The sequence below is a fragment of the Arcticibacter tournemirensis genome (assembly GCF_006716645.1).
GTDB classification, from domain to species: Bacteria; Bacteroidota; Bacteroidia; order Sphingobacteriales; family Sphingobacteriaceae; genus Arcticibacter; species Arcticibacter tournemirensis.
On sequence record NZ_VFPL01000001.1, the window covers coordinates 3,156,609 to 3,170,136 of the forward strand.

The window sequence follows — 13,528 nt, forward strand, 5'->3', positions numbered from 1 at the left end:
GACGGATAGGAACTGCAGGTGTAACGCTAAGGAAAAGGTCTCAACTCCCTTTTTCTAATAACGAATTATAGAACAGACAGAAATGAGATTGAAAACGACATAAGCTAATTTCAGACTTTACAATGCCGTGTTTTTAGGCGACAAACATATGGCAAATTTTTTGATTATCTTTGTTATAATTTGAAAGGAGGAAAGATGAAAACAGCAAACTTGAATACAACCCTGATTGACAGCTATTATAAATTGCTGAAAAGTCTTAGTCCCAATAATAAATTGGAACTTATCGCCCGACTTTCAAAGTCGATGAAAACCTCTAAAAAGCGAGAGAATGAAATTTCTCTTGAATCTTTATACGGTTCTTGGGAATCAGACCAAACCGCAGATGAATTTATTGCGGAACTTAAAGCCGCAAGAAACTTCACCCGTAAACGTGAAGAATTGTGAAAAAATTCTTACTCGACACCAATATTTGTATCTATTTCTTAAAAGGGCAGTTTGACTTGCATCGTAAAATCAAAGCGGTTGGTGAAGAAAACTGTCTTTTGTCTGAAGTGACGATAGCCGAGCTTAAATACGGCGTTGAAAATAGTGTGCAGAAAGAAAAGAATCGAAAAAATATGGAAGCATTTATTGCTAAATTCGATATTCTTCCAATTTTCCCTGTTCTTGATATTTACGCAAGAGAAAAAGCCAGGCTGAAAACCAAAGGCAGCATATTAGACGATTTTGACTTGCTTATTGGAACAACTGCTGTTTTCAACAACCTTATTTTGATAACAAAAAACGTAAGTGACTTTGATAGACTTGCCGGAATTGTTATCGAGGATTGGACAACCGACCGATATAAAGTCTGATTGTACCCATTAACATCTGTATTCATTAAGCTTAACACATCATTTGCTTCTTTATTTAATTCTCTTTTTATCCCTTGAAATACCGAATTGCCTATTTGGTCGCTACGTGTAGCTAAAGGATGAACAGGGAACGTGACCAACAGCGATTTTTGACACTGTAGAAAGGAATGAACGGCGAGACTCTTCAATTGCAAACTGAAACCGAACTGCAAGGAAAAAGCATTATCTTTAGCTCCGACCATTAAATTTAAATAAATGTTTTTCGGGAGGTTGCGCAAAGGATTCATAATTAATGCTTTATTGATATTAATTTCGATATCGGCATCGGCGCAGCAGGGCCAGCTTAAATTTAAACATATTTCATTCAGAGAGGGGCTGGCTCAAAGTCCGATTTCCTGCATTTTTCAGGATAGTCAGGGCTTTATATGGATCGGTAACTGGAAGGGACTGACGAGGTATGACGGAAATGAATTTCGAACCTTTAAACATGACGACACGGATAGCACAAGCCTGAGTAATAACAGGGTAAATGCAATAGTAGAGGACGCAGAGAATAACATGTGGATCGCTACGGCTAACGGAATAAGTTGTTATAACCCTAAAATAGAAAAATTCAGGTCTATTTTAAGTATTAATGTCAAAGGCGGCAAAAACTATATTTCGTCTGTTCTTGCCGATCAGCAAAAGAAGATCTGGGTAGCAACCTTCAGCGGAGTAAAGCTTGTCAAAGATCATCAGCTTCAAGATATCCCGGGGTTCAAGAGACGAAGTGATTCCAGCCTCTACAATGGTGTTACGTTTACAATATTCAGGGATTCGGGAAATCGTATTTGGACGGGGACGAAACGCGGACCAGCATGTTTCGATCCTGTTTCCCGAAGGATCATTGAACTTCCCCCGGTTATAAAGTCGAATGCAGGCCTGATGGCGGCAAAGATCCTGGTTATACGGCAGGACAGACAGGGGGATATTTGGTTCGGCACGGAGAGTTCAGGTGTTTTCAGATATAGCGCCCGGCAGAACCGGTGTTACCAATACCGGCATTCTGAGGCTACGGCTTCCAGCTTGTGTTCAGACTGGATTAAAGACATACTGATAAGCAGGGATGGTAAAGTATGGATTGGAACAAGAGGCGGTATCAGTCTTTTGCAGGACGACGGTAGCTTCCTGAATTACGAACACCGGGCAGAGGATCCTGATTCTATGAACGACAGCACTGTATGGAGCCTTATGCAGGACAGCTCCCTTAATATCTGGATCGGTACCTTCGCCGGAGGTATCAATCTTCTGTATCAGGCTGGCAATAACTTTACCAATATAGGCGAACGCATCGGCAGTAAACAGGGGCTGAATCATCCGGTGGTAAATGCAGTGGCTGAAGACCCTGACGGAAGTTTATGGATAGGAACTTACGGAGGTGGTATAAATCACGTCAATTTGAAGACGGGCGCATTTCAGTATTATTCTGTTCGCCCCGACGGGATGGACAGACCCACAAACGGTGTGAAATCCTTATTTCAGGACGATAAAGACAATCTCTGGATTGGTACACTCGACGGCCTTTATCGCTTTAACAAACGAACGCATGCCATTAAAAACTTCAGCTTTCCTGTTAATGAGGGTAAGCTAAGCGAAAACCTGATCAATACCATCCTGGTGGATGGCGGAGGCGTATGGGCAGGTACAAACGGTGGGGGATTGCGTTATATTAATGAAGCTGGCAAGATAACAACCTTTCGCCATGACGAGAAAGATCCGGTATCCCTATCCGATAATTTCGTTACTTGTATCAGAAAAGACGACAGGGGTAATATGTGGATTTCTACTCAGAACGGGCTTAACTATTTTGATGTCCAAAAGCAGAAGTTCACCGCAAAGTTTAGAAGGTCAAAAAAAAATTCCATCAGCAACAATACTGTTCTGACATTATTAATTGATTCGAAAAAACGGTTGTGGCTCGGAACTGAAGGGGGAGGGTTAAATTGTTACGATCGCAACGGAAAAAGGTTTTACACCGTAAGATTTGCTGATGGTCTTTCTGATAATGTTATCCAATCGATTCAGGAAGACAGGTCGGGCAACATTTGGGTAAGCACTGACAATGGTATATTTAAAGTTCACACAGCAGGGCTGCGCTTCCCGTTTAAGCCCTCTCTTCTTAAAGTTACCTATTATAATTCGAACGACGGCCTGGGTAGTAATCAGTTCTCTACCAATGCCGGACTTCGGACAAGTAAAGGACTGCTGGTCTTTGGCGGAGTCAATGGCCTTACCCTGTTTTCTCCCGAGGCCATAGTGAAAAATCGTTTCATTCCCAAAGTAGTTATCACGGGCTTATTTGTAAGAAATAACCGTGCGGTAATTGGAGAGGAAGGTTCACCTTTGAAGCAGGCCATAAATTATACGCGGGAAATTACACTGAATTACGACCAGCGTTTCATCTCTGTTAAATTCGCGGCACTCAACTTTATTAATCCCGCCAATAATCAGTACGCTTATAAGCTGGAAGGGCTTACAAACAAGGAGGACTGGCATTATGCTGGTAACCAGTCTGCTGCCACCTACACTAATTTAGGTCCGGGTGATTATACATTCGTAGTTAAGGCGGCGAACAATGATGGCCTCTGGAACAACGTCCCAGCCACCTTAAAGATCACGGTTCTGCCGCCCTGGTGGATGACGTGGTGGGCTTATCTTCTTTATGTATTGACGATAGGTTCTATCGTTTTTGCTACTATCAGATTTTTCAGGATCCGGGCAAAGCTTAAAAGAGATCTGTTTTATGAGCAGCTTCAGAATGAACGGCAGCAAGAGCTGTATCAGATGAAGCTTAACTTCTTTACGAATATTTCTCATGAGATCAGAACTCCTTTGACGCTGATCGTTGGTCCCCTGGAGAAGCTTATCAGCAGTGCTTTAGACAATGCCGTTGTCCACAAGCAGCTGATCCTTGTAAAAAACAATGCCGACCGTCTGATGCGTCTTGTAACAGAGCTGCTCGACTTCCGGAAAGTGGAAACCGGACATATGAAGCTGCATTTTTATGAATGCAATATTGTTAAGTTCACAAACGAGATATTTCTTTCTTTTCAAAATATCGCCTTAAGTCGTAATATAGAATATACATACCACGCCGATTCTCCGGATCAGCTGGTTTGTTTTGATAAAGATCAGATGGAGAAAGTCTTCTTCAATCTGCTTTCAAATGCATTTAAGTTTACTCCAGATAACGGGCAAATCACTCTATCAGTAAAGACGTTGAACAAGAAGGGCAACGAATGGGTAGATATTATTATAAGGGACAATGGAAAAGGCATACCAGAAGAAAGTCAAAAACTTCTGTTTAATAATTTCTTCCAGGCGGACCAGTCAAAGTCGCATTTAGGGACGGGTATCGGCCTTGCTTTATCAAAGAGTATCGTGGAGCTGCATAAAGGCGAGCTGAATGTTTATAGTGTTCCGGCGACGGAAGAAATAGCAGGGGAGACTACGTTTACCGTTTCCCTGCGAACCGGACGTTCTCATTTAGGTGACGAAGAAATACAGCCGGACTATATGAATAGTGAGGATACATCCATCTATCGGATCCAGCAGGAAAAGGAAACATTGGGGGTATCGGAAAAAGGAGTTTCGGCTGATAAAAAATATTCAGTGCTGGTGATTGAAGACAATGCTGAGGTTCGAAGTTTCATCTCCGGTTCGTTGAGTGATTACTACTACGTTCATGAAAGTCCTGATGGATTGAAAGGGCTCGCTGACACCTTCAGTCTGATGCCCGACCTCGTTATCAGCGATGTGATGATGCCTGGAATGGATGGACTTGAGGTTTGCAGAAATATAAAGTCGGATGAGAGGACCAACCATATTCCCGTAATTCTTCTCACAGCGCGCGCCACATTTATACATCAGGTGAACGGGCTCGAAAATGGCGCAGATGCCTATATCACCAAGCCTTTCAGTATCCAGCTTCTCGAATTGCAGATACATAACATTCTTGAAGCTAAGGAGGTTATACGGAAGAAATACAGCCGTGAGGTAATCCTTCAACCTAAAAACATAGCCATTACCTCACCGGAAGAAAAGTTCCTTCACAAGTTAATGGAAATTGTGGAAAGAAATATCGACAATGACCAGTTTGGAGTTCAGGAACTGGTGGAGGAGATCGGGATGAGCAAAACGGTGCTTTATAAGAAGGTGCAATCGTTAACCGACCTTTCGGTTGCCGACTATATAAAGTCAGTTAGATTGCAAAAAGCCGCTATGATGCTTAGCCAGAATAAAACCGGCATTGCCGAAGTTGCCTTTGCCGTTGGTTTCAACGACAGGAAGTATTTCAGCAAAGAGTTCAGGAAACAATATGGTTTATCGCCTACCGAATATATTAATCAAAATTCGCCGGCTCCGGTTGGACAAACGAACGCTTAAAACGTTTTCGAGCCAATTTTACCCCTACTAAAGGAAGTTTCTACCCCTTCTTATTACAACGTAAGACACATATTTGCCTAATCAATTTTATAAACAAATGAAAGGAAAAGCGCAATTATCCAACTGGAGAAGGCTAAACAGATGCTTATATCACCGGCTGTTCGCTATATCCGGTAAATTTCCCTGACTCCATATTATAAAACGATAAAAGAGCAAAACTCTTTAACAGGATCAATCAATAAAACCATGAGAATTAAATGAATAATTTTTACAAAATGAAGTATTTTAAACCGGATCTGCTCTTACAACATGTAGGGAGGTCTGCCCTTTGTTTAGTATTGTTTTTGATGATAGGTGTTGCACCTGCCGCTGCCCAGTCAAAAATCATAACAGGGATTGTGAAAGACCAACAGGGGGAAGTGCTGCCAGGGGTAAGTGTTCTGGTAAAGGGAACAAGCACCGGTGCAGTTACAGACATTAACGGCAAGTACCGTTTGGCTGTACCGGGGCCCAAGGCTGTTCTTTCATTCAGCTTTGTAGGCTTGGGAACTCAGGAGCTTGCTGTTGGAGACAAAGCAGTGCTCGATGTTACACTAAGAGATGATGCCAAAAGCCTGGAGGAAGTAGTGGTAGTAGGTTATGGCGTTCAGAAGAGAGCAACATTAACGGGAGCGATTAATACCGTAAGCAGTAAAGAAATTTTACAGTCGCCCACTTCGAATGTTACCAATAGCCTGGCCGGACGGCTTCCCGGGGTCTCTGTTATTCAGCAGAGCGGGCAGCCCGGACTTAATTCTTCTACTATTAAGATCAGGGGAGTAGCCACATACAACACCGGAAACCAGGGGGCTATAGTTATAGTAGATGGTGTTGAGCGGAATAGCTTTGGCGACATAGATCCGAACGAAATAGAGTCTATATCAGTGCTCAAAGACGCATCCTCCACAGCAATTTTTGGTATCCGTGGAGCAAACGGCGTGATCATCGTGACAACGAAGGCTGGTAAAGAAGGAAGTCCCCGGATCAGTTACACGGGGAATGCCAGTATACAAACCTATACAGGAATTCCCAAAGCAGTCAATTCTTACGATAATACGAGGCTGATGAATGAGGCACGGATAAACGATGATCTTCCAGCCTTATGGACAGACCAGCAGCTGGAGAAGTTTAAAGACGGATCTGATCCTCTTGGTTATCCGGATGTAAATTGGTTTGACTACGTAACACGGAAATATTATCCGCAAACACAGCATAACCTGAATGTGAGCGGGGGAACTAAAATCGTAAAATACTACGCATCTGTGGGCTACCTGTTTGAAGACGGTATTTTCAAGAAATTCGATTCTCCATACGGAATTCGTTCAACACCTTCTTACAACAGATACAATTTCCGGTCGAACCTCGATTTTAATTTCACAAAAGATCTTCAGATGAGCGTACGCCTGGGCGGACGTCTTGGCAAACGATATATGCCTTCGGGCCCGACGGGATCGAGTTTCGCTTATGATAATATGAACGGGATGATCTCGCGCATACTTCAGACGCCCTCTTTCGCTTACCCGGTTATGTTACCTGATGGAAAAATCACAGGAAACCAGGAAGTAGGTACAAACGTGTGGAACCCCTATGCTGTATTGACACGCTGGGGAACAAGGAATGACGATAATAACTCAATTGAAAGTACTTTCGACGTAAATTATAAGCTGGATAAACTGGTAAAAGGCTTATCATTTAAAGGGCTGTTTGGCTACGATTCCTACTATAACAGTACCGCGCGCCGTGCCGCCTGGTGGGCATCGTATCTATATGACCGCGAAACCGGCGAAACTAAGCTTGCTGGCGACAGCAGGGACCGGGACGAGCCGCTCGGAGACATCAGCTCGTCATACGATGGAAGCATCAAAATGAACCTTCAGCTCGGTTTTAATTACTCAAGGACCTTTGGCCGTCACAATCTGTCGGCAGTTTTACTTGCTACAAGGCAATTGAACCAGTTTGAAGGCGACGGTAAAAATGCAGCTCCGGAAGCAGTACAGGGAGTGGTGAACCGCACTACGTACAATTTCGGTGAAAAGTATTTTGCCGAGATAAACATGGCCTACAATGGTTCTGAGCAATTCGCACCATATACCATAAGCAAAGGTAAGCAATATGGTTTTTTTCCTGCAGCGTCTATAGGCTGGACCGTCACAAAGGAAGAGTTCATGAAAGATGTTACCTGGCTTAATTATTTAAAGATTCGGGGGTCATACGGTAAGGTTGGAAATGATCGCCTTTATAAAGGCGACGATAAGCTACGATTTTTATATCTCACAGAATACTCCCGCGTAAGCAATGGCGTAACTTTCGGAATCCCAGGACAGCAGACCGGCAGGCCTATCGTCGATATACTTTCCCGCGGAAACACGGAGATTACCTGGGAAACGGGTGTTAAAAGAAATATTGGATTTGAAAGCCGGTTTCTTAAGGAGAAGTTAACGTTGAATGTCGACCTGTTCGAGGAAACCAGGTCCGATATCCTTTCTGAAAGAACGGTTAGCCGGGGTGCTGGTCTGCTTACCTTCGGCGACAATTATCCTTATCTCAACGTTGGTAAAGTGAAGAACAAAGGGTATGAAATTGAACTTAACTTCAGGGATAGGACAGGGGAGTTTGGCTATGGGATCAATACACAGTTTTCGTTTAATAAGAACAAAATTCTTAATGCCGACGAACCCTTATACATGCCTGGTTATCAAAAGACAGAGGGAAAACCAGTAGGTCAATTCTTTGGATATCTGACGGATGGCTTTTTTACATCAGAAGAAGACATTGCCGAGTATAGTTCAAGGATCACACCCATTGGAAATGTTATTCCCGGTGACCTGAAATATGTGGATTATAACCAGGACGGAAGGATCAATTCGGATGACCGCGTCCCTATCGGCTATTCGAGAAACCCGGAATATATTTTCAGTTTTTCTCCCAACTTCTCATGGAAAGGGCTCTCCCTGTCTGTATTGCTGCAAGGCGTAGCCAACGTAAGTTCGGATGTGGTTCTGACCGAGAAGAATAATGGTTTTCAAATATATGAACATCAGCTTAACCGCTGGACACAAGAAACGGCGGCTACGGCGACATGGCCTGCCCTGCATTGGAAGGGTAATAATTATTATAATTATCAGCTCAACGACTTTATACTTCAGGACGCCTCTTATATCAAGCTCCGGAACGTTGAAATATCTTATAACTTCCCAAAGAAGTGGCTGCAACCACTAAAGGTTTCTTCGCTGCGGTTATTCTTTAGCGGCCAGAACCTGCATACCTGGACAAAGTTCAAGATGTATCTTGATCCCGAGGCCTTGAATGACTTTAATACGGATTTTTCTAAGCAGTCCATTTATCCAACCTCGAGGATTTATAACCTGGGAGTAAACATTCAATTGTAGAGACATGAAAAGAATAACCATAGTAATATATACATTCATTGTGCTTTCGCTGCTTTCATCCTGCGTAAAGGATTACTTGAACAGGGCGCCTGACATAGCACTTACCGAGGAGGCTGTGTTTGCCGATCCGACCCTTGCTTCGCAGTTTGCGGATAATGCATATAATTTCCTGGTCAATGATTATGCGCGTTTGAACGGACATAGAGGTATTACAGGCCAGTTTTCGGATGAAGCGGTGTCGTCTAATAACGACGTATCGATCCGAACGATAAACCAGGGAAATTACCACGATCATTATGAACGGGGAGGTGAAGGGATCAACGATATAAAGGATGTTTACTGGAGATGTTACCAGGGAATCAGGATTACAAATGTGGTGCTTTCCAAGCTTGAAACCACTCCCTGGCCTGCTGACGGCGTTTTAAAGACCAGAGTGGAAGGAGAAATGCATTTTCTGAGGGCTTTCTTTTATTTTGAGCTTACGAAACGATTTGACGGAGTAGTGCTGATAAAGGACGCGTTCGACCAGTTTGATGATATCGACTTTCCGAGGAATAGCTATGAAGAATGTGTGGCTTTTATGCTGGACGAACTCAATATTGCAGAGGATAAACTCGAACTTGACTACTCCGCGGGCGACTATGGAAGAGCAACCAAAGGAGCTGTTATGGCGCTGCGCGCAAGGGTCCTTCTGTATGCTGCCAGTCCTCTGCATAACGCAGGTGATGATCTTACCAAATGGGCAGATGCAGCTGATGCTGCGAAAAAGGTGATTGACCTTAATAAATATACTCTTACAGGGACAAGTTACGACCAGGTCTTAAACATGGCTCAATCTGATGAGTATATTATGATCAAACCACGGGGACCGAGGGGAAATAACGATGGAATTATAGTTGACTTTGCACAGTCGCCAGGTTCCGGCGGTACTCAGGGTACGCTGAATCCCACTCAAAACCACGTGGACCTTTATGAGGTTGTTCAGCGCGCAGTCCCCACTAATCCTAACAGCCCCATTGTGAGCAGTGCGCCGTTAGTGAATGGCAGTGCGCCTGGTTACAACGAGCAGAAACCATATGAAAACCGCGATCCCCGATTCTATGCAAACGTCATCTATAATGATATGCCATGGCAGGGAAGAAGAATGGATATGTACAGCCAAAAATCGGGTTTAGGGTACGACTTTATCGAAGGAAATACCAATTATACTGTTACGTGCTACTATTCCAAAAAAATGTGGCCCGAAGTGTATAAGAGGAATGTTTCAGGATCTACGCTCATCAACTATATCTTCTTTCGCTATGGGGAAGTCCTTCTCAATTATGCAGAAGCAATGAATGAGGCCTATGGTCCCGACGCAGTCCCCAACGGATATACATTAAGTGCGCGTCAGGCAATACAGCAAGTGAGGGACAGAGTAGGTATGCCTTCACTACCGGCGGGATTAAATAAGGATGACATGCGTGCCCGCATAAGGAACGAACGGGCAGTGGAACTGGCATTTGAAGATTTTCGCTGGTATGACATTCTGCGCTGGAGAGCTAAAGAGATTATAACACAACCCATGTTTGGAATGAGGGTAGTTAAGAATGCAAATGGGTCTTTCACCTATACCCGCACCAGGCTGACCAGTTCCTATCAGAAAGTTCATGAGCCTTACATGGATCTTTATCCTATTCCGAGAAGCGAGATCTATAAAAGCCAGAAATTAAAGCAAAATCCGGGATGGTAATAAGAACACATTTAATCTATTTTCAAATGAAATCGAAGATTTTAATATATATACTACTCCTGGCCTGTGTTTTGTCGGGCAGGGAGGCTGCAGCGCAGGATCCCGATAATACAGTGACAGCAAGCGGGATTTTAAAGGAAAGTAACGGACGTCCTGTAGAAGGTGTTACCATTCTGATTCAAGAAACAACTACTGAGAACAAGAGTTTACCTGACGGCCGCTTTTCAGTAGAAGCAACACGTAAAGACTTGGTTATATTCAAAAAGCAAGGGTATAATACGGTTATTAAGCCGGCGTCGGCACTCAATAGTGCAGTAGTTATCATGACGCCATCCCTTATTGACGCGGGCGACGACGACGATGTGGCTATTCCGTTTGGCGTTCGTAAGAAGAGGAATATTTCGGCCTCAATCAGCACTGTTTCGGGCTCCGACTTACCCCGACTTCCTATCTCATCACTGCCTAATACATTAGCCGGCAGGTTGCCGGGTTTATATGTGCAGCAGATGGGGTCGAGGCCAGGAACAGATGATGCTTCCTTCCTTGTTCGCGGACGATCATCTTACAATAGTAATCAGGCTCCTTTAATATTGGTTGACGGCGTTGAAAGGGATTTCGTTAACATGGATGTTAATGAAGTTGAAACTATAAGCGTACTTAAGGATGCAGCGTCGATCTCCTGGTATGGAATGCGGGGAGCCAACGGCGTGGTTTTAGTTACAACAAAACGGGGAAGCGCAACATCAACTAAACTGACTTTTGATGCCCAGGGCGGAGTTCAAATGCCGGTCTATAAAACGCGTCCACTGGATTCATATTCTTATGCTACCCTGTTCAATCAGGCGAAGATAAATGATGGTGCGGCTCCTCAATACAGCGAGGCAGACCTTGCTGCTTATCAGAGCGGTTCTGATCCGTACAAGTACCCCAATAACAATTACGTCGATCGGTTTTTGGGAGATGCCGCCCCGATACAGCGATACGTGGCAACTGTTAGCGGCGGAAATTCATTCGCTAAGTACTTTACATTGTTGAACGTATACAACCAGACAGGCCTTCTTAAAGGAGACGAAAATTCGAAGTATAAAACGAATGCGAACTACAGGAAGTATAATTTCAGAACTAACCTCGACCTGCATGTTACGAAAACACTTGATGCAACGATTGATTTCGGTGGAAGGGTAGAAGAGATCAGGTATCCGAGCTCGGGCATCCAGACTTTTATGAGCACTATTAACACCACTCCTCCCAATGCATTTCCTCTCCTGAATCCCGATGGTACTTACGGTGGTTCAAATCTCTTCAGTGGAAATCCTCTGGCGATGCTCAACAGCAATGGAAATATTAATGACCTGGCACGGACACTTCTGGCAACAATTAGTGTGAGGCAGCAATTGAATTTCCTGAAGGGGCTGTCTGCGAATGCGTTGTATAGCTACGACATTCAGGGGATGTACCAATACGGTTATACTCAGAATTATGCAAGGTTCGGTTATGACAGTAACGGGCAGTTGGTGCAGATCGGATCTGATGAGAATACACCAGTAAATTACAAGAGCAGCGCCTTCACTGGGAATGTGCGGAGCAATGACTTTTGGATTGGCCTCGATTATGATAAAACTTTAGGTGAACACATATTTAACTTTTCAACACGTCTGCAGAGAAGAGTTCTCGCGGTTCCTAATGCACTCGATCAAAAGAGGGAAGGAATATCGAACAGACTTTCTTATAGTTTTAAGTCGAAATACTTTGCGGATATAGTAGCTACCTATTCAGGTTCGCAGGAGTTTGAACCAGGCAGAAGGTTCGGATGGTTTCCCGCAATTTCAGCCGGATGGATCATCTCCGACGAAGATTTCTTTAAACCGGCAACCTCGTTTATTGATTATCTAAAAATCAGGGGCTCATATGGTGTAGTAGGGAGTGATGACGTCAATGTGCGGGCATCCGCTTTTTATAACTATTATAACAGGAGCAGTGAAGGATATAATTTCGGGACAAGTTATACCAACGCCAACGGCAGTTCAGAGGGGTCGCTGGCGAATCCCTATCTCACCTGGGAAAGGGCAAAGAAGGCAAGCATAGGTTTTGATGCAAAGCTTTTTAAGCAATCTGTCGATGTTTCTTTTGATTATTTTGATGAGCACAGGGACCATCTTCTTACTTCCGACATTCTACCGCGAACGATCGGTCAAAGCAGGGTTCAGGTTAACGAAGGAAAAGCAAAGTATTCAGGATATGAAACCGCCCTCAATTTTAGAAAGTCATTCAATAAGGTTACTCTTGGCCTTAACGGCAACTTTACATGGGTAGAAAGTAAGGTACTTGCCTTGAATGAGGCGGCAAATCTTCCTGCATTCCAAAGTGAGGTGGGCGGGAACATCGGCCGGGTAGCCATCTTTAACCGCGAGGGGGACATTACATACCAGCGCTTGTTCCTGATTTCGGAGGGGCTTTTTCAATCGCAGGAAGAGATTGACGCAGCACCGCAGCAACTCTTTTCAACGGTAACACGTCCGGGCGATATCAGATACAAGGATATGAACGACGACCGGATTATCAACAGCCAGGATATGGTTGCCCAAAACTACTCAGATGCACCTAAAGCTTATTATGGTTTCGGACTTTCTCTAAAATATCGGGCTTTTGATATATCCGCCCAGTTTCAGGGTGTGTACGGGCGTACCATATCCATTATCAACGTTGTCAACTCCGGATCTTCATCCAACGGGTATCTGAATCAGTTCAGCACTCAAAGCTGGACTCCGGAAAACGCATCTACCGCCGTTTATCCGAGGATGACCCTGAATAACAGGGGGAATAATACACAGCAGTCTGATTTCTGGCTTCGCTCGGGCGACTACACCAGATTAAAGGTAGCCGAACTGGGATACAGCTTGTCGTCGACAGGACTGAAGTCGGTTCATATTAATTCGATGCGGATTTATCTTACAGGGTTTAACCTGCTTACATTCAGCAAACTGAATAAGCTTGATATAGACCCGGAGATTCCTTCGTCGGGGTACAATACTTCATATCCGTACGTAAGGACATTCGCACTGGGGGTAAATGTTAAGTTTTAAAACACA

The 13,528-nt window shown here is 43.9% G+C and carries 6 protein-coding genes; all 6 read left to right on the forward strand.

The genetic code is table 11. The annotated features are described in order from the left end of the window. Positions 1–195 precede the first annotated feature (195 nt). Positions 196–444 carry a hypothetical protein gene (locus tag BDE36_RS13360; protein WP_141815268.1) on the forward strand — a complete coding sequence of 83 codons (249 nt, stop codon included), beginning with the start codon at positions 196–198 and terminating at the stop codon, positions 442–444. Further along, complete coding sequence (locus BDE36_RS13365) at positions 441–854, forward strand: type II toxin-antitoxin system VapC family toxin (RefSeq protein ID WP_141815269.1); 414 nt, start codon at positions 441–443, stop codon at positions 852–854. The genes BDE36_RS13360 and BDE36_RS13365 overlap by 4 nt, the downstream gene beginning before the upstream one ends. Positions 855–1,154: 300 nt before the next feature. Beyond that, positions 1,155–5,279: a hybrid sensor histidine kinase/response regulator transcription factor gene (locus tag BDE36_RS13370; protein ID WP_161993421.1), complete on the forward strand. Its 4,125-nt coding sequence runs from the start codon at positions 1,155–1,157 to the stop codon at positions 5,277–5,279. 275 nt (positions 5,280–5,554) lie between these two features. Continuing rightward, positions 5,555–8,707, forward strand: a complete 3,153-nt coding sequence (locus tag BDE36_RS13375; protein WP_161987626.1) for a SusC/RagA family TonB-linked outer membrane protein — start codon at positions 5,555–5,557, stop codon at positions 8,705–8,707. A 4-nt stretch (positions 8,708–8,711) separates the two neighbouring features. Beyond that, positions 8,712–10,439: a RagB/SusD family nutrient uptake outer membrane protein gene (locus BDE36_RS13380; protein WP_141815272.1), complete on the forward strand. Its 1,728-nt coding sequence runs from the start codon at positions 8,712–8,714 to the stop codon at positions 10,437–10,439. A gap of 26 nt (positions 10,440–10,465) precedes the next feature. Continuing rightward, positions 10,466–13,522, forward strand: a complete 3,057-nt coding sequence (locus BDE36_RS13385; protein ID WP_161987627.1) for a SusC/RagA family TonB-linked outer membrane protein — start codon at positions 10,466–10,468, stop codon at positions 13,520–13,522. The last annotated feature ends 6 nt before the right edge of the window (positions 13,523–13,528 follow it).

Excerpts from the sequence above, each read along its gene's own strand:
- BDE36_RS13380 (WP_141815272.1), top strand. The coding sequence starts at position 8,712 with ATGAAAAGAATAACCATAGTAATATATACATTCATTGTGCTTTCGCTG.
- BDE36_RS13385 (WP_161987627.1), top strand. The coding sequence starts at position 10,466 with ATGAAATCGAAGATTTTAATATATATACTACTCCTGGCCTGTGTTTTG.
- BDE36_RS13375 (WP_161987626.1), top strand. The coding sequence starts at position 5,555 with ATGAAGTATTTTAAACCGGATCTGCTCTTACAACATGTAGGGAGGTCT.
- BDE36_RS13360 (WP_141815268.1), top strand. The coding sequence starts at position 196 with ATGAAAACAGCAAACTTGAATACAACCCTGATTGACAGCTATTATAAA.